The 22,525-nt window shown below is 63.0% G+C and carries 21 protein-coding genes; 13 read left to right on the top strand and 8 right to left on the bottom strand.

What is annotated here, in order from left to right; genetic code table 11:
* Positions 1–132 precede the first annotated feature (132 nt).
* From HZ994_14990 to HZ994_14980, 3 genes are read left to right on the top strand one after another with little or no spacing between them, the layout of a single operon-like run.
* Positions 133–921 carry a prepilin-type N-terminal cleavage/methylation domain-containing protein gene (locus HZ994_14990; protein ID QTN34415.1) on the top strand — a complete coding sequence of 263 codons (789 nt, stop codon included), beginning with the start codon at positions 133–135 and terminating at the stop codon, positions 919–921.
* A 14-nt stretch (positions 922–935) separates the two neighbouring features.
* Positions 936–2,792 (top strand): sulfatase-like hydrolase/transferase, encoded by a 1,857-nt coding sequence (locus tag HZ994_14985; protein ID QTN33561.1) that lies wholly within the window; start codon positions 936–938, stop codon positions 2,790–2,792.
* A 53-nt stretch (positions 2,793–2,845) separates the two neighbouring features.
* Positions 2,846–3,583 carry a PEP-CTERM sorting domain-containing protein gene (locus tag HZ994_14980; protein QTN33560.1) on the top strand — a complete coding sequence of 246 codons (738 nt, stop codon included), beginning with the start codon at positions 2,846–2,848 and terminating at the stop codon, positions 3,581–3,583.
* A 7-nt stretch (positions 3,584–3,590) separates the two neighbouring features.
* On the opposite strand, the gene HZ994_14975 is transcribed toward HZ994_14980, so the two are convergent.
* The 6 genes from HZ994_14975 to HZ994_14950 all read right to left on the bottom strand — a co-directional run bounded on the left by HZ994_14975 (position 3,591) and on the right by HZ994_14950 (position 10,808).
* Complete coding sequence (locus HZ994_14975) at positions 3,591–5,033, bottom strand: sulfatase-like hydrolase/transferase (GenBank protein QTN34414.1); 1,443 nt, start codon at positions 5,031–5,033, stop codon at positions 3,591–3,593.
* A 19-nt stretch (positions 5,034–5,052) separates the two neighbouring features.
* Positions 5,053–5,865 (bottom strand): nucleoside triphosphate pyrophosphohydrolase, encoded by an 813-nt coding sequence (gene mazG / locus HZ994_14970; protein ID QTN33559.1) that lies wholly within the window; start codon positions 5,863–5,865, stop codon positions 5,053–5,055.
* Positions 5,862–6,716 (bottom strand): rhomboid family intramembrane serine protease, encoded by an 855-nt coding sequence (locus HZ994_14965; protein ID QTN33558.1) that lies wholly within the window; start codon positions 6,714–6,716, stop codon positions 5,862–5,864. The genes mazG and HZ994_14965 overlap by 4 nt, the downstream gene beginning before the upstream one ends.
* 46 nt (positions 6,717–6,762) lie before the next feature.
* On the bottom strand, positions 6,763–8,400 hold the full coding sequence (locus tag HZ994_14960) for a heme-binding protein (protein QTN33557.1): 1,638 nt from the start codon (positions 8,398–8,400) through the stop codon (positions 6,763–6,765).
* 90 nt (positions 8,401–8,490) lie between these two features.
* Positions 8,491–9,774 carry an O-acetylhomoserine aminocarboxypropyltransferase/cysteine synthase gene (locus HZ994_14955; protein QTN33556.1) on the bottom strand — a complete coding sequence of 428 codons (1,284 nt, stop codon included), beginning with the start codon at positions 9,772–9,774 and terminating at the stop codon, positions 8,491–8,493.
* A 47-nt stretch (positions 9,775–9,821) separates the two neighbouring features.
* Positions 9,822–10,808, bottom strand: a complete 987-nt coding sequence (locus HZ994_14950; GenBank protein QTN33555.1) for a bile acid:sodium symporter — start codon at positions 10,806–10,808, stop codon at positions 9,822–9,824.
* 91 nt (positions 10,809–10,899) lie between these two features.
* Between HZ994_14950 and HZ994_14945 the strand changes: the two genes are divergently transcribed.
* From HZ994_14945 to HZ994_14920, 6 genes are all read left to right on the top strand, one after another.
* A complete protein-coding gene (locus HZ994_14945; protein QTN33554.1) occupies positions 10,900–11,589 on the top strand; it encodes a fumarylacetoacetate hydrolase family protein in 690 nt (229 codons plus the stop codon).
* Between the two features lie 86 nt (positions 11,590–11,675).
* A complete protein-coding gene (locus HZ994_14940) occupies positions 11,676–12,449 on the top strand; it encodes a DUF3891 family protein (GenBank protein QTN34413.1) in 774 nt (257 codons plus the stop codon).
* A 6-nt stretch (positions 12,450–12,455) separates the two neighbouring features.
* Positions 12,456–13,691, top strand: coding sequence for an amidohydrolase family protein (locus tag HZ994_14935; GenBank protein ID QTN33553.1), 1,236 nt, complete (start codon positions 12,456–12,458; stop codon positions 13,689–13,691).
* 4 nt (positions 13,692–13,695) lie between these two features.
* Positions 13,696–14,436 carry a creatininase family protein gene (locus HZ994_14930; protein QTN33552.1) on the top strand — a complete coding sequence of 247 codons (741 nt, stop codon included), beginning with the start codon at positions 13,696–13,698 and terminating at the stop codon, positions 14,434–14,436.
* On the top strand, positions 14,433–15,245 hold the full coding sequence (locus HZ994_14925; GenBank protein ID QTN33551.1) for a creatininase family protein: 813 nt from the start codon (positions 14,433–14,435) through the stop codon (positions 15,243–15,245). Before HZ994_14930 ends, HZ994_14925 begins: the two co-directional genes overlap by 4 nt.
* Positions 15,242–16,180, top strand: coding sequence for an acetamidase/formamidase family protein (locus HZ994_14920; protein ID QTN33550.1), 939 nt, complete (start codon positions 15,242–15,244; stop codon positions 16,178–16,180). Before HZ994_14925 ends, HZ994_14920 begins: the two co-directional genes overlap by 4 nt.
* Here the strand turns inward: HZ994_14920 and HZ994_14915 are convergent.
* Positions 16,164–17,435, bottom strand: a complete 1,272-nt coding sequence (locus HZ994_14915) for an amidase (GenBank protein ID QTN33549.1) — start codon at positions 17,433–17,435, stop codon at positions 16,164–16,166. The genes HZ994_14920 and HZ994_14915 overlap by 17 nt on opposite strands.
* Positions 17,436–17,504: 69 nt before the next feature.
* On the opposite strand from HZ994_14915, the gene HZ994_14910 reads away from it, so the two are divergent.
* Genes HZ994_14910 through hpt form a run of 4 tightly spaced genes read left to right on the top strand, consistent with a single transcriptional unit; the run spans position 17,505 to position 21,162 of the window.
* The gene (locus HZ994_14910) at positions 17,505–17,978 is read left to right on the top strand and encodes a RidA family protein (GenBank protein ID QTN33548.1); all 474 of its coding nucleotides are present in this window, start codon (positions 17,505–17,507) and stop codon (positions 17,976–17,978) included.
* On the top strand, positions 17,975–19,549 hold the full coding sequence (locus HZ994_14905; protein QTN33547.1) for a GTP cyclohydrolase: 1,575 nt from the start codon (positions 17,975–17,977) through the stop codon (positions 19,547–19,549). The genes HZ994_14910 and HZ994_14905 overlap by 4 nt, the downstream gene beginning before the upstream one ends.
* A complete protein-coding gene (locus HZ994_14900; protein QTN33546.1) occupies positions 19,546–20,580 on the top strand; it encodes a hypothetical protein in 1,035 nt (344 codons plus the stop codon). Before HZ994_14905 ends, HZ994_14900 begins: the two co-directional genes overlap by 4 nt.
* Positions 20,581–20,583: 3 nt before the next feature.
* Complete coding sequence (gene hpt, locus HZ994_14895; GenBank protein QTN33545.1) at positions 20,584–21,162, top strand: hypoxanthine phosphoribosyltransferase; 579 nt, start codon at positions 20,584–20,586, stop codon at positions 21,160–21,162.
* Here hpt and gdhA read toward each other — a convergent pair.
* Complete coding sequence (gdhA, locus tag HZ994_14890; protein QTN34412.1) at positions 21,147–22,463, bottom strand: NADP-specific glutamate dehydrogenase; 1,317 nt, start codon at positions 22,461–22,463, stop codon at positions 21,147–21,149. The genes hpt and gdhA overlap by 16 nt on opposite strands.
* Positions 22,464–22,525 lie beyond the last annotated feature (62 nt).

Here is a 22,525-nt window from a genome sequence, read left to right as displayed (position 1 = left end):
CCAGTAAACCCGGAAGCCTGTGGCAAGGAAGCCGAAACGCAGGCATGGCCAATTCCAGTCATTTGCCCGGCGTGGATTTTCGGCTACCTTTTCGGACCTGCCTAGGGCAGTAAGTTCCGAAACCCAACCTCCATGAAACATCTCGCGCCCGCCCGCAGCAAACCCCCACGGCCTGAACCGGGGTTCACCCTTACGGAAGTGCTCATCGTCATCAGCATCGTCGCGGTGCTCGCACTGATCTCGCTGCAGGTCACCACCCGCTTCAAGGATAGGGCGCACGCCGCCACCTGCGGTTCCAACATGCGCCAGCTCGCCGCCCTCGGACAGCTATTCGCCAGCGAGCACAACGGCAAGCTGCCGCGCCTACATGTCTACAACGCCATCGCCGAGAGGGAGGGCTACATCCCCGGCGCGATCCCGCAAAAGGACAGGATCAGCAACAACCCCGCCGCCTATTTCTGGCCGGATCTCCTTTCCGCCTACGGCGATGTCACCTCAATCTGCTCCTGCCCGAAACTCAAGCAGCCCGCCACCAGCGGGCCCGGCGGAGGCAAAAGCGACCGCTACCCCCTTGGCATCGGCATCAACTACGGCCCGATGGCACCGAACTACCAGGATCCCAAGGACGAATCCCTGACGTGGACGCGCAGCTCGAAGGTGCCGGATCCCGCGCGCGTCGTCTGGTTCGCCGATGCGGGCGGCGATGTCACCGGCCCGTGGAATGAGCGCAAGGACCAGCCCAACACCGGCTCCGTATTCTTCCGCGGCTGGAACCAACAGTTCCAAGGCGTGATGCCCCGCCACGGCGGCAAGGTGAACGTCTGCTTCGCCGATGGCCACGTCGTCCTCGCCAATCCCGAGGACATCGATTGGGGCCGCCGCGACACCTCCGGGCAATTCATCGGCTACACCGATTTCTGAGAATGCGCGGAACGATGCGAGCCCCACTCTTCGCGGCATTCGCCACGCTAGCAACCGCGGCGGAGCGCCCCAACATCCTTGTCATCCTCGCTGACGATCTCGGCTTCTCCGATCTCGGCTGCTACGGATCGGAAATCGAAACCCCCGCACTCGACCATCTCGCAACCCAGGGCACGCGGCTCTCGAACTTCCGCGTCAACCCGATGTGCGTCGTCACCCGCACCTCCCTGCTCACCGGCCACGAGCACTCGCAGTCGGAAAGCTACCGCCGCTCCCTACCCCTGCCCAAGGCTCTCGCGGACGCCGGTTACGCGACCTCACTTTCCGGAAAATGGCACCAACCCAAGCACCCGCTCGACCAGGGCTTCGATGAGTTCTACGGATTTCCCGGGGGCGAGATCAACAACTTCACCGGCTCCGGAAACATCATGCGCCAGCGCAAGCCGGAGCCTGTCGGAAAAGGCTGGTGGGCCAGCAAGGCTTTCACGGATCACACCATCGAATCCATCGGAAAAGCCGTCGCAACCGGAAAGCCCTTCTTCGCCTTCCTCTCGTTCAACGCCCCGCACACCCCCCTCCATGTCCGCCGCGAGCTCGTGGAGAAATACGCAGGCCGCTTCGATCCCGGCTGGGATGCGCTTCGGAAAACCCGTTTCCGGAAACTCATGGAAAGCGGCCTCATCGACTCCCGCCACAAGGACACCCCAGCCAGTGCCGATGTCCAGCCATGGGACGAGCTTGCCCCGGAAATCCGCAGGAACGAGGCCTTCCGGATGCAGACCTACGCCGCAGTCGTCGATGACCTCGACACCAACGTCGGCCGCCTGCTCGCCTTCCTCGATGAAACGAAGGTTTCCGAAAACACCATCGTCATTTTCCTCTCGGACAACGGCGGCGACTACTCCAACGGCGACATCCGCGCCAACCACACCGTCGTCCCCTGGGACCCGAAATCCTACCCCCCCTACATGTCCAACGGCTGGGCCTACCTGAAATGCACACCCTTCCGCCATTACAAGACCAGCGCATACGAGGGCGGCGTCCGCGTGCCCTTCATCATCCGCTGGCCCGCCGGACTGAAGCACGTGCCCGGCTCCATCGCCCGCCACCAGACACATGTCACGGATCTATACCCCACCTTCCTGGAGCTCGCCGGGACGCAATACACCCCCACCGGCGATCAGCTCCCGTTGCTAGGGAAATCCCTCGTCCCCCTGTTGGAAAACCCGCAGCTCCCCTTGGCACAAACCCTCCACCCCGTCCCCTGGGCCGTCGAGGACACCACGCGCGGCTATCTGGACCACCCATGGAAGATCGTCTCCACCAACGAAGGGCCGTGGAGGCTTTTCAATCTCGGCGAGGATCCCTGCGAAACGACCGATCTCGCCGGCAGGCATCCGGAAAAACTAGCAACCCTCGCAAAGGCATGGGCGAATTTCGCCGATGAAACCGCCATGCCGCCCGGCTGGCGCACACCCCTGCGCAGCGAGCAACACGGCTGGGGCTTCCACCGCCTCACGCTGGCATGGCCTTTCAAGACCTCCTCCCCGCTCTGCTCCGCCGCCGATGTCCCGGTCGATACGGTCATTTCCTTCTCATTCACCGAGCCACTCGATTTTTCCGGCACGAAAGGCAAAACCCTCCGTCTCTACCGCCTGCAGGATCCGCACAACCCCGTCTGGACCAGCGACCCGGAACCCAACGATCCCGCCCAGGGAAAAAATACCGTAACTTTCACCGATCTCCCCAAGCTCCAGCCGGACAGCTCCTATTTCCTCCTCGCAGACAGGGGCTGGGCGAAGATAGCCGGCGAGCCCCTCATCCAGCTCAACGACGGAGCCTACTGGTTCCGCTTCCGGACGGCGAAGTGAATCACCCGGCGGCATGGCCATTTCCGGCCATATCAAAATACCGGGAAATTCGTATGATCGTAGGAGATCACCAGAATGATCCCAACCCGCAAAAAACCATGAAACCCGTCACCTCAGCTCTCCTTGCAAGCGCCATCCTGACTGCCGCGACCAACGCCGCCGTCGTCGTCCACCACTTCAATACCACCGGAGTCAACCACGGCTGGAATGCCAACTCCGCTCACGTAGCAGGAGCCGGACAACGGACCGGTGTCGACGGAACAACCGGAGTCTTCGGAGCCGATGATATCCTCGTCAACGGCGCGAGCGATCCCCAGCTCTCCTACAGCAGCGCCACGCCCGGGGCCACGCTCATCACACTCGGTGCCGGAGAAACATGGAGCACCTTCACCTTCCGCTTCCGCCAGCTAAACGCCAACCCGCCTGGTGGAACGGGTGCCGCGTTTAGCGGTGCCGGAACGATCATCTTCTTCAACGGATCCACAGCCAACCTCGGAGTCGGTGCCATAGGCTCCGGGAATGTCACGGGAACCGGCGGATTTACAGGCGACACCTACGGCAGGACCCTCACCGCACAGGCTGACGGCTGGCAGCTTTTCACCATCGACCTCACCAACGCGCCGACCCTCAACAGCCAGAACATCAACAGCTTCCGCTTCGATCCGGTGGGCAATGACAACACCAAGAACTTCGAGGTCGATTACGCCACCTTCACCTCAGTCCCTGAGCCATCCTCCGCAGCCTTGCTCGGATTGGCCGGGGCCGGCCTCCTGCTCCGCCGCAGGAAGTGAGCCTGTTTCACTCTCTGCCTAGGTAGTGCCGGTACCACTTCCTTTCCTGGTCGTTCGGTTTCGCGGTCGGCAGGCCTTTCGGTTTCAGGCCTTGCGTCCAGGCATCGAGATCGGCCTTGAGCCCCGCCGCCACCCCGGGATGGGCGGCGATGAGGTTATTCGCCTCCGCGATGTCCACCTCCAGATCCACAAGAATCTCGGTGCCGTCGCCCATGGTGAGGTATTTCCATTTCCCCCTGCGGATCGCCGCCTGGTTCCAGAAACGCCAGTGCAGGCTGCGCTCGGCACTGTCCTGTCCTGAAAAAACCGCCGCGAGATCCACGCCGTCGAGGCCATCCGGCACCTTCCCGGTGGCGGCGGCCATCGCCGTTGCGGCGATATCCAGCGAGATCACAGGCTTTTCATGGACTGCGCCCCGCGGGAACTTTGCCGGCCAGCTCACCACGAACGGCACCCGGATCCCACCCTCCATCAGCATCCCTTTCTCGCCGGTCAGCGGATCGTTGCGGGATCCATCCCATACCGCCCCCGGTTTCCCGACCGGAAGGATATCCGCCATCGCACCGTCCCCAGACTGCGCGCCGAGCGGTGCGCCGTTGTCGCTGATGTAGAATATCATCGTGTCATCGGTGAGGCCGTGGCTGTCGAGCACAGCGCGGATTTTCCCGACCCCTTCGTCGATGGCGGACATCATCGCAAGCGCGGTGCGGCGGCGCTCCGGCATCTCCCCGGCAAAGCGGGAGAGATACTTCTCCGTCGCGGCCAAAGGCACGTGCGGGGCGTAGTAATTCAGGTACAGGAAGAACTGCTTCGCGTGGTTTCGCCCGATGAAGGCCAGCGCCGCATCCGTCTGGAGATCGACCCGGAATTTCTCCTCCGGAAAGACCTTTGTCTCGCCGCCAAGCTTCGCATCGGAGCCGTCGAGGTTGTAGTTGGCGAAGTAGCGATTCATCTCCCCGGTGAAAAAATCATCGAAGCCCTGCGCCCCCGGCATGTAGCGTTGGATCAGCGCGGCGGGAGGCTTGAGCTCGTTTCCCTTGATCGCCTCAGGGCAGGCCTTGCGCGCCCATGTGAGGGAAAGCCGGTTCGGCTCCAGATGCCACTTGCCCACCTGCCCGGTCGCGTAACCCAGCGCCTTGAGCCGCTCGGCGAGCGTCACCTCCTCCAGCGGCAGCGGCCCGTCGGGGATGGTGTCGAAACCGAAACGCTGCTGGTGCCTCCCGGTGATCAGCCCCGCCCGCGAGGGGGAACACTGCGGTGCGCTTATGTAACCCGCCGTGCACCTCACGCCTGATGCGGCGAGCGCATCGATGTGCGGAGTCCTGATGTCCGCGAGCAACCCGTTCGCACCTATGTCCGCGTATCCCTGGTCATCGGTGAAGACCACGATCACGTTCGGCATTCGCCCGGCGCTGAGGGCGGCGCAGGACACCAAGAAAAGAGATGCGATGCCGGGAAATTCCATGCCCCTACTGCCTTTCTCCGAGCTTCGCCTTCATCCATGCCTCTTCCATCTCGGAAGGCTTCGCCTCGCCGATGGCTTTGCCCGCCGCCTTGAGAATGCTCTCCATCCCTCCGAAGCGGCGCTCGAACTTTTCGTTCGCGGCGGCCATCAGCACCTCCGGATCGATTTTCCGGAAGCGGGCAAGGTTCACCACGGAGAAAAGCAGGTCGCCCATCTCCTCCTCCACGGCGGCCATGTCCTGGGCATCGATGGCGGACTGGAGCTCCAACAACTCCTCGCGGACTTTCGAAAGCACACCCGTCTCCACCGGCCAGTCGAACCCGGCCTTGGCGGCCTTTTTCTGGAGCTTCGCGGCGCGGATGAGGGCGGGCAGGCCTTTCCCGGTGCCGTGCAGGTAGGGCACCTCCCCCTCCCCTTTCTCGCCGCGCTTGATCGCGTCCCATTGTTTCAGGACCGCATCCGAATCACCGGCCAACGCCTCACCGAAGACATGCGGATGCCTCCTCACCAGCTTTTCGGAAATCCCGTCCGCCACCGCATCGAGATCGAAGCGCCCGTCTCCCTCTGCGATTTCCGCATGGAAAACCACCTGCAGCAGGAGATCGCCGAGCTCCTCACGCAGGTCGGCATCATCGCCGCGGCGTATCGCGTCTACGGTCTCATAGGCCTCCTCGATGAGGTTGGGGATGATGGATTCGTGGGTCTGCTCAGCATCCCATGGGCATCCGCCGGGGGAGCGCAACCGGTGCATGATGGCCCGCAGGCGCGCTATGGCGCCGCCCTTTCCTGTCCCTTCGATCATTTCCCGGTCTGTCATAATCCTGCCTTGTCACCGCTTTCCGCTGCTTTCCTCAGATAATCCCTCTCCTCATCCGTCAGGCTGGGGAAACCATCCTTGGAAATCTTGTCAAGTATCCTGTCCACCTCCGTGGAGCCATCCAGATCCACGATGGTACGCGGGCGTATCTTCGCTGTGAAATCGGAGGCCGGGCGGCCTTTGCGGCGGCGCACCGTTTTTCCCATCCAACCCATCCAGCCATGCGTTTTCATCATCAGATACCCCATGATCGCACCGCCTAGGTGGCCCGCCTCGCCGCCCTCGTTCCCGCCGAAGCGGAATGCGATGGATGCTGCCGAAACAATGAGCGCGAAAACCGCAAGCTGGCGCATGGTGAAACTGACCGGCAGCAAGATCAGGGAGAGGCGCAGCGAGGGCGCGATGACCGCCACGCCCACCAGGATGCCGTAGATCCCGGCGGAGGCGCCGACCAAGCCGCTGTACAGGTTGTCACCCGGCAGGAATCCCGCCAGGCCGAGGCTGGAGTAGAGCACAGCGCCCGCAACACCGCATGCGAGGTAGAAAAACAGGAACTGCCTCGCCCCCCACCAGCGCTCCATCCAGGGGCCGAAGAAGAACAGGCCGACGCAATTGAGCAGCACGTGGCCCAGATCCTTGTGGAGGAACTGGAAGGTGACGAACTCCCAGATGCGGAACTCGAGCAGCGCGGACCGCACGCTGAAGGCGAACTCGTTCCTGAGCTTCCAATCGAGGAAAAGCATGTCCAGGAAGAAGAAGGAGAGATTCAGGATGATCAGCCATTTCACCACCGGCGTGAGCTGCGCGAGCATACCCCTGCCGTATGAAACCCTCCTGCCGTTGAATGCCATCGGGCGGATTATCGCCAGACTCCCGGCTTCTGCAAGCGCGCTTGGCTCAGAAACTCGATGCGGCGCGCGGGAACTTCGCGTAGGGGATGCGCGCGCGCTCATAGACCATGTCATCGGAGCGGCTGCCGGCAGGGGCGAGGAAATCGCGGGCTCCGGCAGCGCCGACAAGATCGTCCTGCTCGATGCCGTCCCCGGAAACACCGATCGCACCGACAAGAACACCGCCACGGTAGAGAGGGAAGCCGCCGGGGAAGATCGTGATGCCGTTGGGCACGTTCGGGTTGATGGCCTCGGATGGCACCCGTGTGCCGACAGCACCGCCGAGATCTTTCACGGAAAACCCGAGCTGAAGACCCTCCAGCGGACCAGGCGGGGTGCCGAGGATGCCGGGCGGAAACATTGACTGGGAGAGGAACCCGACGGCGCGGCAGGAAAAGGCACGCGGTGCGCCACGCTCCAGCCCGCGCGAGAAAAACAATGCGGTGCGGGCTTTCTGGATGGCGACATCCCAGCTGAAGATCGTCGCATCCGGCGTGCGGTAGGTGCCGAGCACGGCCGGCTCAACGCCATTGGAGGCGGGATTGCTGACCACGGAGATCCAGACCCGGGCGACCTGTCCGCGCGGCAACCGTATCCCGGCGCGGGTGATTTCCGAGCGCTCCGCGGCCAAGCGCAGGATGCTTTCCACCTCAGCCGCGCTCAGCCGGGCAACACCCGCGATGGTTCCGGGCAGAGGGTCTGCGCGGATCGCGGAGCGGAGCTGGCCGGGGATCCCATTCACGCCCACCAGCCCGAAGGGATTCGGATACACGGCGGGTGCGGGCGATGCCTTCGGCGAGTAATCCACCGCGCCATCGTCCGATGAGGCAGGCATGCCATCAATGTCAGCCAAGGCGACCGCTTGGCCATTTGCGGGATTCGCCAGAAAGGCGGCGGGATCGGCAACCGTGGCGTCCGAGCCTGTGTTCACGAGATAGGCGAGGCGTATGCCATCGATGAGCACATTGCTGCCATCAAATACCGGAGCGGGACGGAAGCCCGCCTGCCCGGACAAGGCGATGCGCTCGTTGTCGGTGGCCAGGAAAGAGGTATCAAATCCAGACACCGCCGCATCCGCATAGCCGACGACGCCGACCCCGCCGACAAGGATCCCGTTTTTGAAAAGCGGAACGCCGCCGGGATTTCCCGACAGCGCGAGGGCGGTGAAAGGCACGCTGCGGAAGGCGTCGGCGGGGGTTGCGCTGGCAAGGTCGCTGACGCCAGGCACCGGCGGAACGGGGAAAGAGTTGTCGATTTCCGGAGCCTTGTATTTATTCGTATCGGAAAAGGCCATGCTGGAGAAATTCACCCCCACCAGCGGGCCGTTCGGGCGGTTCACCACTCCGGGCGGGAAATTCTGCTGGATGATGAAGCCTGCCGTACGGGTGGTGAAGGCGTGCTGGTTGCTGCTCAGGAAAGCGGCGGCACCTGCGGTCGAGACCACCCGTGCAACATCCGTTGCGGAGGGCTGCGCCCCGCCGTTCACATCCCACACACCGAGCACGAAGCCCTCCCTGTCAACCACCGCTACCAGGCGATCAGGCGATACCGCCAGGGACTCCTGCACGGATTGCGCGATGACGGCCTGCACATCAGCCACTGTCAGCCCCTGACCTTCCAGTGAGACAAGAGAGCCGAAAAGCAATGCTATAGGAGTCCACCGCATATCAGAGGCCTGACATTTCCCCCGATATACACTGCCATAGCAAGGAAATAGCCTGCTCACTGCCGGGGATCACCCGGCTGCGAGCGCCTGATCGATGTCCGCGAGGATGTCATCGATATGCTCGATGCCGATGGACAGGCGTATCATTTCCGGAGGGATGCCTGCGGAAACCTGAGCCTCCGCGCTGAGCTGGGAATGGGTGGTGCTGGCCGGATGGATGGCCAGCGATTTCGCGTCGCCGACGTTGGCGAGGTGGGAGATGAGGCCGAGCGATTCGATGAATTTTTTCCCCGCATCCGCCCCACCCTTGATCCCGAAGACCACCATGGGGCCACCTTTTCCTCCGAGGTATTCCTGGTTCTTTGCGAACTCGGGATCGCTTTCCAGGCCGGGGTAGCGAACCCAAGCGACCTTCGGGTGGGACGCAAGGTGCCTGGCGACGGCGAGGTTGTTCTCGCAATGGCGCGCCATTCGGAGGTGTAGGGTTTCCACGCCCTGGAGGATGGCCCATGCGTTGTCGGGCGAGAGGCAGGCGCCCAGGTTGCGGAGGGGGACGGTGCGCATGCGGAGGATATAGGCGAGCGGGGCGAGAGGAGCGGGCAGGTCGTGTCCCCAGCGGAGGCCGTGGTAGGAGGTGTCCGGCTCGTCGTAGAGCGGGTGCCTGCCACCGGCCCAGTTGAATTTCCCGGAGTCGATGACGATGCCGCCGATGGAGGTGCCGTGGCCGCCGAGCCACTTTGTGAGCGAGTGGATGACGATGTCCGCGCCGCACTCGATGGGGCGCAGCAGGGCCGGGGTGGTGAAGGTGGAATCCACGATGAGCGGCAGTCCCAGGGAATGGGCGGAGTCCGCGATGGCACGGAGGTCGGCGATTTCGAGAGCCGGGTTGGAAACCGTCTCGGTGAAGAACGCGCGGGTCTTGCCGTCGGCGGCCTTGGCGAAATTTTCCGGATCGGTGGAATCGACAAAGCGCACCTCGATGCCGAGCTGCGGGAGGATGTTGGCGAACTGCGTGTAGGAGCCGCCGTAGAGGTTCCGTGCGGAGACGATGTTGTCGCCGGCCTGGGCGAGGTTGATGATCGCGTTGAAAATCGCCGCAGTGCCTGAGGCGTGGGCGAGCCCGCCCATTTCCGGGGCTCCTTCCAGCAGGGAGATGCGTTTTTCGAGCACATCGTTGGTCGGGTTCATCAAGCGGGAATAGATGTTCCCGAGTTCCTTGAGCGCGAAGAGGTTGGCTGCGTGTTCGGTGGAGTTGAAAACGAAGGAGGCGGTGCGGTAGATCGGGACGGCGCGGGAGTTCGTATCGGAGTCCGGCTTGTGGCCGCCGTGGAGGCAGATGGTTTCGGGTTTCATGTCACGGGGACTTTGGACGATGCGCCTGGCGATGCCAGAAATTTCATTCAGCCGAAGAGGCGCCCGCGCCACCGGATCAGGGCGGAACCCAGCAGAAGTTGCAGGGGATGGTAGAACAACAGCGGAAGCAGCACCACGCTCGGATCCACACCTCCGCCCCCAAGCGTGAAAATCGCCGCTGCGTATGGCACGCCGACCGCCAGGCTCTTCTGGCTGCCGCAATAGAACGCCGACACCCTATCCTGCGCATCCCGGAGCATCCACCGTGCACTTGCCCAGACAGCCAGCGACATGAGCACAAGCAGCGCCAGGGCCGCCACGAACCCAGCGACTGCGAAACCTGCGCCCACCCTGTCCCACACCGCATCGCGGAAGCTGGTCGAGAAACTCGCATACACCATGAAGCAGATGATCAACTGGTTGAGCGGCCCGGCGATTTTTTTCACACGTGGCACGAAGCCGATGAGGGGCTTTCGCAGAAAGTGCCCGACGATGAAAGGCAGCAGCACCACGGATACGATCATTTTCAGAGCCGGGACGACATCCAGCGGCGCGCCATCGCCCGCCCTCGCAGAGAAGGCCACCACCGCCACCGGGACAATCACGACACCAAGAAGATTCGACAGGACGGTGTTGAAAACCCCGCCCGCAACATTCCCATCCGCCTCAACGATCAAGGCAACCGCCGAGGACACCGTTGTCGGCAGCACCGAGAGGAAAAACAGGGCGATCCGCAGCCCTGGCGGCACAAGCTCGCCCGCCAGCGCCAGCGCCGCGAGAACGAGGAGCGGGGCACCCAGGGAAATCCAGAACTGGGTGAAGAGATGAAGCCGCCAGTTCTTGAAACCCGAAGCGACGCTCTCCGTGGATAGCCCGAAGCCCTGGGTCAGGAAAATGATGATGATCCCGACCTTGTTCCATAGCTGGCTTGAGAGTTTTCCGCCGCTCGCACCCCAATCGGGAGTGAGCCAGGCCAGCAAGACAGCCAAACCAAGCCCGATGACAAAGCTGTTCCGTTTCAATGAACCGATCATATCTCCATGGAGGGCGGGCGGGTAGCAGCTTCCACGCCGATTCCCGTCACTTGCCGCATCCGCTGGCATCAAGCTAGCTTACAGGACCCGAATGCCCATCCCGGATTTCACCACCATGCCTTTGCCCGCCATCTACGGCATCGGCCTCAATTACCTCTCCCACGCGCGTGAGGTCAACAAACCGACGCCAGGGCACCCGATGGTTTTCATGAAACCCCCGGCGGCGGCCACTCGCCACGGCGAACCCATCGTGCTCCCCCGGCATCTCCGGTCCGACAAGGTGGACTACGAGGGCGAGCTCGCGGTGATCATCGGGCGCAGCTGCAAGAATGTATCCGCAAGCGAAGCCATATCCCACATCGCCGGATACACCCTGGCGATCGATGTCAGTGCCCGCGACTGGCAGTTCGATCTCGGCGGCGGCCAGTTTTGCAAGGGAAAGGGATTCGACAGCTTCTGCCCTCTGGGTCCGGTGCTGCGGACACCTGAGGAGATCCCGGATCCGCAGGGCCTGGAGATACGGACTTTCCTGAACGGGGAGCTGGTTCAGCGGAGCAGGACGGAAATGATTTTCCCCGTGATGGAACTCATCGCTTTCCTGAGCGGCAGCACTACGCTGGAAGCGGGGACTGTCATCCTCACCGGAACGCCCTCGGGAGTCGGCCACCAGCAAAACCCGCCGCGCTACCTCAGGGGCGGCGACCGCATCGTGGTGGAGATCCCTGAAATCGGACGGCTGATACGGGATGTGGTGGAGGAGAGGCTTGACCCATCCACATGAGGGAGAATGCTTTCTGGCATCCGAAGTGCTGATTCTATCCCGTGATACGCATCGCACGAAACGACAGCTGGTGGCTCATCCGCCACATGGATCACGCGCGCCTTGCCGGAACCTTCGCTTCCCACTGGGGGAATGCGAAGTTCACCCGCCCCGAGCCTTTCGCGGCGATCCTTGATGGCATTTCACGCCATGACGATGCCTGGGCGGCGCCGGATGCGAGCCCGAACCTCACTCCGGCGGGTGAGCCCGCCGGTTTCTCGAAAGACCTTGTCGGCTCCTACTCCGCTTTTGAAAACATCGATCTCGCCGCCTACCTCGAAGTCCGCGGCGCGGCGACGGAGGCGGTCGCCGCGGATCATCCCTACGCGGCGGTGCTGGTCTCCATGCACACCGTCAACCTGCTCACCGAACAGGCCGACCTTTCCTCGCTCTCCGAAAATGACAGGGAGCTGCACGGGCGTTTCGTCGAGCGTCAGCGCGAGCGCCAGCAGGAACTCATAGAACTGGCAAACAGGGATGCGAGACTCGCACCCTTCACAGCAGCCGGGACGCTCAACGTGGCTTTCCGCCTGCTACAGGCATGCGACAGCCTCTCACTTGTGGTCTGCTCGCGCTACCCTTCCCCAATCAAGCTCAGGCACGCACATCCGACCACCTCCGGCACCGACGAAACGATACTCTGCACACCGCTTGGCAATGACCGCTACAAGCTGGCACCCTATCCCTTCGACATGCCTTCGCTCACCGTCGAAGTCCCCTACCGGGAAATCAAACAAACCGGGGAACCCTGCCTGGAGGCATTCCGCAGCGCCTACGGAAACGCCAAGGATTCCTCGTTTCCCGTCACACTAACCGCATAGCCGTGGATGGATGATTTCTCGCTGAAAAACTGCATCGCGCTGCTGGGCCCCGATCTGGAGCCGTGGTGGGTGGACGGGTTGGAAGTCAGCGGAGGCGTGTGCAGCCGCATCGTCCGCCGCGCCCCGGCGACGCAGCTGGATGACGGGGCGCTGGTCGTCATGCCATCCATGGCAAACGCCCACACCCACATGGGCGACAGCGCACTGCCCGATGGAGCCACCGGCCTGACGCTCGAAGAGGGGTTTTTCCGGCCGAACGGCTACAAATACCGCGAGCTCGGGGCACGTGGCGAATCCATCCTGCCTGACATCGAGGCGCACCTCCTTTACATGGCCCGCTGCGGCACATCGCTTCATGCGGATTTCCGGGAGATGGGTGCCGCCGGTGCGGCGCTCCTTCGCAAAGCCTCCTTGTCCACCGGAGTGGACTCGATCATCCTGAGCCAGTTCAAGGATGCGCCTTTTGAAATGGCGGAACTGGATCTCGATCAGGCTTCCCTCCCGGCAAGCGCCATCGCAGAGCTGGAGGCGATGCTTGAAATCGCCGACGGCTTCAGCGAGAGCACGATGAACGACCTGACAACGCCCGCTTGGGGCGAGATCCGCGGCATCACACGCAGCAAGGGCAAGCTGCGCGCGATCCATTGCCTTGAAAATGCGGGATACCGCGAACTCAGCCGCAGCCGCACCGGAAAGGGCGACCTCGCCCGCGCCATCGAACTCCTGGAGCCAGACCTGATCATCCACCTGACGGTCGCCGATGCGGAAGAGATCGCCCTCCTCGCCGCCAGCGGAATTCCCGCAGTCATCAATCCGCGGGCGAACGCCGCCCTCGGACTCCCCCTACCCCCCATCGCCGCCCTGCTGGAAGCGGGCGTGACGCTTCTCCTCGGCACCGACAACGGCATGCTCAATAGCCCGAACCTCCTCGCCGAACTGGACTTCACCTACAAGGTCGCGCGCAGCCAGTATGCGGACCCGCGTTTCCCGGATCCTGCCGCGATTTTGAAAATGGCCACATCCAACGCCGGCCTGGCCTTCGGAGACCGCTTTCCAGGCCGCATCGAAGAAGGGCTTCCAGCGAACCTCTGCCTGCTCGATTTCCATGCGCCCCACCTCCGCCATACCCGGAACCTGCTCGCATCCATCATCACCCGCACCACCCCGGCAGAGGTGCTCATGACCCTCCGCCAAGGGAAAGCCCTTTATCGGAATCCCGGCTTCGAATCCCCCTGCGACTGAAGCCATGTTCACCGATCTCTGCATCCACGATTCCCCGACTTTCTGGCCGCACAGGAGCTGGCAGGAGCTGGAGAAATGGCCGGACAAGGCAGGGACTCTGGTGCTCTGCCCGGTCACAGGACACAGCGACTGGGCGCTTGGCCACCCGTTGGACGCGGAGGAACTCATCATCACGGCCCTGCTTCGCCACGCTGCGGAAATCCACCCGGTACAGGGCAAATGGCTGACGCTCCCGCCCTGCCGTTTCGCGGCCGGCCCACATGCCCGGACGAGCTTCCCCGTGCCTCTGGAAATCGCGTTCTCCCACCTGGCCGCCTGGGGGAAATCCGTGGCGGAAAGCGGATTCCGGAAACTCGTTTTCGTCAACGCCTCGCCTTTCCATGAGGACATCGTCGATGCGGCAGGTCGGGATCTCCGCGCCGAATCCGGGATCCAGGTTTTCATCATCAACCTCAGCGGACTCGGCATCGACCTGCATCCGGCCTGTCCGGAAGGACGCCTGCGCGCCCAGACTCTCGTCACTTCCATCCTACGTCAGCCGCCCGCCATCGGGGCCAGCCCCGCACCTAACAAACCCGGGTTGCCCGCCGGAGCGGAAGCGCCATGGGATCCGCCGGAGTGGACGATGCCTGAGCCGCTTTCGCTCGCCGAAGCCAACGCGGCGGCACCGGAAATACTCGCACGGTCTGCCGAGCATTTGATCCGGCTCACCACCGAAATCCTGAACCATCCGCCGCTCGCATGAACGCCGCTCTCCCATCATGGCGGCACCGCTCGCTGGCGGCCATGCGGCTCGGCGAAATCGCCGCGCTGCCCGACAAGGCGATCACGCCGGTCATCCTCACGACGGCCGCAATCGAGCAACACGGCCCGCATTTGCCAGTGGGGATGGATGCGATGCTGGCGCAGGCTTGGCTTGACCTCGCGCTGCCGCTCTTGGCGGATGATGTCCCTTGCCTCGTCGCCCCGCCCATCACGGTTGGGAAAAGCAACGAGCACACCGGCTTTGCAGGCACCCTTTCCATCGGAAAGGAACTGCTCGCCGGACTGATCCGCTCCATCGCCGCCCAACTCGAAACATGGGGCTTCCGCCACCTTCTCGTGCTCAATACGCACGGCGGCAACATCCAGGTCGTCCGCTCCTGCCTGCGCGAAATCCAGGCCGGGACGAAGCTCCACACCGCCTTGCTCAAGCCAAGCTTCACGCCGCCGGCCAGCGATCATGAGCAAGCCCACGGCTTCCATGCCGGGCAGGTCGAAACCGCATGGATGCTCGCGCTCACGCCCGGCCTCGTGAAAGCGGATCTCGCCAACCGTGAATACCCTGCGACGGCCAGCTCGGCTGGCGAACTGCGGGCGGAAGCCGCCCCCGCGATCTTCTCATGGATCACCTCCGACCTTTCCACAAGCGGCACCATCGGCGATGCCACCCTTGCCACAGCCGGGGACGGTCATGCCTGGCTGGAGGCCGGGAGCCGCGCCCTCGCGGAGTCGATCGCGGAATTTGCGAAATGGGCCGCATTGGAAAATGCCAAGGACAGTCTGAAACCATGAACCACCATCATCTCGAAGCCAAGCCAACCATCCACCGCTGGGACAACAGCGTGCCTGCCCGCCACACCATCGAATCCGGCGACAGGATCACCCTTGAAATGCTGGATGCCAGCGGCGGACAGGTTTTCCCGGGAATGACCAGCGCGCAATTCGCAGGCATCGATACCATGCTCATCCACGCACTCACCGGCCCCGTCGGGATCGATGGGGCGGAGCCGGGTGACGCGCTTCGCATCAAGATCCTGGAATACCGCCACCACGGCTGGGCATGGACCAGCATCATCCCGGGGCTAGGCCTACTGCCCGAGGATTTCCCGCAGCATTTCCTCTTCCACTGGAAACTCGATGAATCCCAGACAAGCTCAATGCCCGGCGTAACGCTCGACCTGCACCCTTTCTGCGGGATCATCGGCGTGCAACGCGCGGCGGAGGGGGAATTCCGGACACGCGCACCCGGCCCATGGGGCGGCAACATGGATGTCAAACACCTGATCGCCGGAGCCGAGCTCATGCTTCCCGTCGCGACCACCGGTGCGGGGTTTTGCGCCGGAGACAGCCATGCGGCGCAGGGGGATGGCGAGGTTTCGATCAACGGGATGGAAGCCCCGATGACCGCCACCTTCGAGATCGAGCGCGTGAAAGGCGGCGCCCCCCGTGGCCCCATCGCAAACGTGCCTCCTTCGCTTGTGCCTCCCCGTTACCTCCGGAACAACTGGATCGTTTTCATCGAGTCCCATGAGGATCCCCGGGAGGCTTGCAAGGCCGTTGTCCGGCGCTTCATCGGCTACCTCACCAAGCGGCTCGGCATTTCCCCGGAGCAGGCTTATGTGCTCTGCAGCGTGGTGCTCGACCTGAAAGTCAGCCAGCTTGTGAACCAGCCCGTGACGACCATTTCAGGCTACCTGCCCGAAGCGATTTTCAACGAATCCGCTTGACCCCTGCGGCATCGATCCGCGCCATGACCACCAGCGCCACATCGAGGGCGCGGTCGAGCGATCGCGGCAGGATCACCTGGACAGCGCTCGGAAACCCTCCGGACATCTCAAACGGAACCGAGAGCACGGGATGCCCGGCGAGACTCGCCGGCGCGGTGTATGCCAGCACCGTTTCCCGATCCTGATCGCCCATGCCTTGCCGCAACGGGGGAGCGGAGCCCGGCACCGTCGGCAAGACCAGAAACCCGTGCCTGCCGATCCAGCCTTCCAGACATGACGACCAGACGGCTGCCGTTTCCTCCGCACGTCTCCGCTCATCCCCCGTCCAAGCTTCCGCCCGGGCGATTCTCCCCCATGTGGCCGGGTCGTAGTCCCGCCTGTTGGCGTGCAACCATCTACTATGAACCTCGTAGGCTGCCGAGCTCTGCAGGACATTGAAAGCCGTCACCAGATCCGCCGTGTCGGCTTTCCAATCCGCCAACTCGCCGCAGCCGGCTTCCTCCGCCCACCCCGAGGACAGCCCGGGCAACTCCGGGGCCAGCGCCAGGCCCGCCCCGCACCCGGCGCCGGAACCAGCTCCCATCCATCGCAGCATCTCCACCATATCCCTCCGGTGCCAGGCCAGCCAGCCAGCCGTATCGAATCGCGGAGCCAGGGGGAAAGCCCCTTCGCGGCTCCAGGCATGCTCCGGCACCATCCGGAATCCATACAGCCCGCAATAGGCCGCCGGAACCCGTATCGATCCGCCGGTATCCGTTCCCACGGCCAGCGGCACCAAACCGGAAGCCACCGCCCATGCCGAACCACTGCTGGACCCGCCCGCCAAGGCTCCGGGAACCAGCGGATTCGGCACCGTGCCGAAATGCGGATTCACCCCATCCAAACCATAGGCGAACTCGTTCAGGTGCGTCTTCCCGATCAACACGGCACCCGCCTGTTTCAGGTCACGCACCACGGCGGCATCCGATTCCGCCGGGCTGGCAAGAGACTCCAGCAATCGCGACGAAGCGAGCGTCCTCATCCCCGCCACATCGAACAAATCCTTGAGCACCCAGGGAACCCCGCCGAGCGGCCCGTCCCGTGGTTCAGCGGCCTCCCACAGCTTCCCTCCGGCCAAGGCCTGCTGCGCACCGTCCATCCCGGCAAGCCGCTCCTGCATCCGCCGGATCGCAGCCGGGGTCGATCCTTCTGCCGCCAGAGCCCTCCAAGCCGCGAAATCCGCGAAACCGTCGCCATGGAAACTAGCTCCGCTCATGGATTCTGGCCAAATGGTGGGGATTTCTCATTCTGGCGGGATTTCTGCTTGTCCAGCAGAACCCATTCCATGTCAGACATAGAGAAAAAGCTTTCGAATCTAGGAATCACCCTGCCTGCCCCACCGGCGGCGGGCGGAAATTACGTACCCTACAAGCGCGTCGGGAACATGCTTTATCTCGCGGGCGTCATCGCCAGCCGCGAGGGCGAAATCACCCACGAAGGCCAGGTCGGCGACACCCAGACGGTCGAATCCGGCTACGAAGCCGCGCGCGTCTGCGCCCTCAATGCGCTCGCGGTGATCAAGCAGGCGGCGGGCTCGCTCGATGCGGTCGAACAGATCGTTTCGCTCAGCGGATACGTGAACGCCATCGCAGGCTTCCCTTCAAGCCCGCTCGTCATCAACGGCGCAAGCGACCTTTTCCTGACAGTGCTCGGCGATGCCGGGATGCATGCACGTGCCGCTGTCGCTGTCGCCGGACTTCCGAAAAATTCCACCGTCGAGATCCAACTGATTGTCGAACTCACACCGAACCAACCATGAGCGAATCCGCAACAATCCACCCGCCGCTCCTCGATCCGATCTTCGCCGAGCTGGAAAAATATGCCGGGGATGCCGCGCATTACGACCCCTCCGCCACGGATGACAGGCCCACCTATGGCACCACCGTTTTCCTGGCCGAGACAAAGGTGCCGACCCGCTACGGGCTCTTCGTCGGCTACATTTTCCAGGACATCATCCAGAAGGGCTACATCATCGCCCTGGCCCACGGAGACATCCACTCGGACGATCCGCTCCACACCCGGATGCACTCCAGCTGCGTGACCAGCGAGACGCTACGCGGCTGCGATTGCGACTGCGTCCAGCAGCTCGAAGGCGCGATCAAGCGGATCAGCGAGGTCGGGCGGGGCGTCCTTTTCTACCTGCTCCAGGAAGGCCGTGGCGTCGGCTACACGGCGAAGGCGCGCGACCGCATGCTGGTCCAGGCGAGCCGCGACCGCCTCTCAACCTTCGAGGCATACGCGATGCTCGGGCTGAAAAAGGATTACCGGCAGTATCTCAACGTCGCCGACATCGTGAAAATCCTGCGCATCAAGGCGTCGTGGATCATCCTTACCAACAACCCGGACAAGGTCGAGGCCATGCAACAGAACGGGCTGACCGTGGAGCGCACCGAAACGCTCGAATACGAGCCGGAGCCGTTCAACCTCTTCTACCTCCAGTCCAAGGCCGATTCAGGGCATTTCCTGAAGCGCCCGCTGCTATCGGCATTGCGAAGCGTGCAGCCACCCGAGCCTGTCATCCCTTTCAAGCCGCGCGTGCTCGAGAGCGCCGAGCGCTTCATCTACATGGCGAGCTATTTCCTTCCCATACGCCCGATCGCCAACGAGATCCTCCTCACGACCGCCGAAATGGAGGATCTTTTCCCGAATCACGGCATCGAGGCGCACATGCGCCTGCCGGATCGCGTCGTCCACAGCTACCGCATCATCCGCAACAACCGGGTCTTGATCAAAATCGATTATGAGCGCCTCAAGGCGATGTCGGAAAGCGATGCGGAAAACCCGCTCGTGGATCTGCTATACAAGCCGTATTGGTTCCGGGTGCACGTTTACTACGACGTGGTGAGCGGGCATGACATCGTCGTGCTCACCCACGGAAAGGCACACAGCTACGACGTGCCGGTCGTGCGGATCCAGAGCGAGTCCATCCTCAACCGCTTCCCGGTGATGGTCGATGACAACAAGGCGAAATACATGAAATCGGTGCAGCACATCGTCGAGTATGGCGTCGGATGCATCGTGCTGGTCTATCAGGACGGGCGCGGCGCCGGATTCGGTGCGCTGGCGATCGACCGCATGATGCTTGAGCGCGGGCGCAGCTACAGCACTGCGGAGTCTTACGCAAAGCTGGGGGTCGAGTTCGACCAGCGCGACTACGAGCGGATCTTCTCGGTGCTCCGCGCCCACCTCCGCAGCAGCAAGGTCAAGATGGTCGTGAACTCGCCGAGGAGCCTGGTTGCAAAGGGCGACTACGGCGCAGCGATCCGCGAGCAGGACCTTGAGGTCGTGGAATGGATTTTCCTCGATAGCGCACCGAACGCGAGCGCATGAAACGGGAAGAAAGCATAACGCTCCTGAAAGCGCGGATGGCTCTCGCCCGCGAGCGCCTGTGCGAGGCCGCGGCCAGGCGGATCGGGGCTTCCCAGCCGCCTCCCTTCCCATGGATCGTGACAGGCATAGGGAGTTCCGAGGCGCATGCCCGGTTCCTTTGCTCGCTCGTGGATCGCACGGCTCCGGGTGCCGCGACTTTCGCCAACCCCTCGTCTTTCGCCGTCTCCGGCCCAGCCGCTCCGGACGGAACGCTCATCGTTTTTTCCCAGGGACTCTCATCCAACGCACGGATCGCCCTCCGCCACCATCCTTCGTTCGCGCGCACGGTCGTTTTCAGCGCGAAGGAGCAGGATGAAACGCCTTTCACCGGAGATGAGATCGAGTTCGTCCGTTGCATGGAGACCGATGAATTCACCATCCTGCTGCGGGTGATCGGCCCGATGGTCACTTACCTCACCGCATGGCAATGGCTGCATTCCGTGCTGCCCGGAACGCCCGCGCCTCCGGATCCCTCGGAAGTCGGAAGGATTTTTTCCAGCGTCGATGAAACCCCTCGGGAAACAGTGGATGCGCTTGCGGAAGATTTCATTTCGGGGGTCGAATTCAACTTCATCGGCCCGGCGAACGATTATCCGCAGAACCTCGGTTTCAAGCGGGTCGAGGGGCTGTTTCTTCCCGAACCCGTCCGCCGCGATATCCTTCAGGCAGCACATGGCCCGATTCAGCAGAATCATGCGGAACCATGCGCGCAGTGGATTTTCACATCCGCATCCGCTGCGGAAACGGCGCTTGCGGCGCATCTGCTGCCCATGTTCGGGCGGCTCGATTCACCGATCCGCACGATTGCCTCCCCCGTGCCAGAGCCGGCATCCGTCTTCTTTTTCGAAGCCCTGCTCAACCGTGCCCTCGCGACCGCAATCCACTACTCGCCCCACAGCCAGTTCGACTGGCCGGGGAAAGGACTCGACGGGGAAGGCTATCATCTCGAATGCCCGCTGCCTGCTGCGGAAGACCCCCCAACCAACTCCTGAACCATGCGTGCCGATCTCGAAAAAGTCCTCTTCAACGAATCCACAATCCTCGCCCGCCTCGACGAGCTGGCAGAGGAAATCACCCGCGACCACGAGGGCAAGGACCTGACCGCGATCGTGATCCTCCACGGCGGGATCATCCTGATGGCAGATCTGCTCCGCCGCATCCAGATGCCGCTCCGCATCGAGTCCCTCGGTGCCTCGAGCTACCACGGCGGCACGGAAAGCTCGGGTGTGGTCAAGCTGCTGGGCACCGGGCTGCCGGATGTCCGGGGAAAACACGTACTGATCCTCGATGACATCCTCGACACCGGGCGAACGCTCCAGTTGGTGAAGTCCAAGCTGCTGGAAGGCGAGGCCGCAGGCGTCAAAACCTGCGTGCTTCTTAGCAAGAAAGTCATCCGTGCCGTGGAAGTGAATGCGGACTATGTCGGGTTCGAGATCGAGGACGAGTTCGTTGTCGGGTATGGGCTGGATTTCGACGGCCGCTACCGCAACCTGCCGTTCATCGGCGTGCTCAAGGAAAGCGTGATCTCGGTGGGCGCCGCGATGCCGGGAATCCCTATTCAGACAACCCCGTAGGCGAGCATCGCATCGGCGACCTTGACGAAGCCGGCGATGTTCGCGCCCGAGCGGTAATCGACCGGCCTGCCATTGCGGCTGCCGTATCTGACGCATTTCCCATGGATGTCCGTCATGATGCCGACGAGGCGGTCATCGACCTCCTTGCGGCTCCAGCTGATGCGGAGCTGGTTCTGGCTCTGCTCCAGGCCGGACACCGCGACCCCGCCCGCGTTGGCCGCCTTCGCCGGGCCAAAGAGGACATCGTGCTCCAGGAAATGATCGGTGGCCTCCGCCGTGCAGGGCATGTTCGCGCCCTCGGCGATGGCCTTGACGCCGTTTTTCACCATTGCCACCGCATCATCCAACAACAGTTCGTTCTGGGTGGCGCAGGGGAATGCGAGATCCGCCTTCACGCCCCACGGGGTTTTCCCCTGGTGGAAATCGCAGCCGAATTTCTCCGCGTATTCCTGGATGCGGCCGCGGCGGTTTTCCTTGAGGTCGATGAGCCAGTCGAGCTTCTCGCGGGTGATGCCCTTGGGATCGTGGATGAAGCCGGAGGAGTCGGAAGCGGTCAGCACGGTCGCGCCCAGCTCGATGAGCTTCTCGATGCAGTAGAGGGCGACGTTCCCCGAGCCGGAGACTAGGGCGGTCTTGCCTTTCATTTCCTCGCCCGCGTGCTCGAGCATGTGCTTCATGAAATACACCGCCCCGTAGCCGGTGGCCTCCTTGCGCACGAGGCTGCCACCGAAGGCAAGGCCTTTGCCTGTGAGGATGCCGGCGAAGCGGTTTTCCAGGCGCTTGTAGGTTCCGAAAAGGTAGCTGATCTCGCGTGCGCCGACGTTGATGTCACCGGCGGGGACATCAACGTCCTCGCCGATGTGGCGGTGCAGCTCGATCATCATCGACTGGCAGAAACGCATGATCTCGCGGTCGGAACGCCCCTTGGGATTGAAGTTCGATCCGCCCTTCGCGCCACCCATAGGCAGGCCTGTGAGGGAATTTTTCAACACCTGCTCGAAGCCCAGGAACTTCAGGACGCTCTGCGAGACCGTGGGGTGAAAGCGCAGGCCGCCCTTGTAAGGCCCGATGGAGTTGTTGAACTGCACCCGCCACGCGCGATCCGCCCAGACACGGCCATTGTCGTCCTCCCAGGTGACGCGGAAGGTGATGATGCGGTCAGGCTCCGTCATCCGTTCCAGGATGTAGGCGTCCCGGTATTTCGTGTGCTCCGCGGTGAAGGGGATGATCGTGTCCACCACCTCGCGCACCGCCTGGTGAAACTCGTGCTCACCCGGGTTCCGCTTTTTCAGCCCGGCCATGAATGACTTGATCTCTTTCTCGCTGCTGTTGGGTTTCACGACAAATACATTGGATGGGAATC

This window comes from Akkermansiaceae bacterium, from assembly GCA_017798145.1.
Classification (GTDB): domain Bacteria; phylum Verrucomicrobiota; class Verrucomicrobiia; order Verrucomicrobiales; family Akkermansiaceae; genus Luteolibacter.
This window is presented reverse-complemented; position numbering and strand designations above follow the sequence as displayed.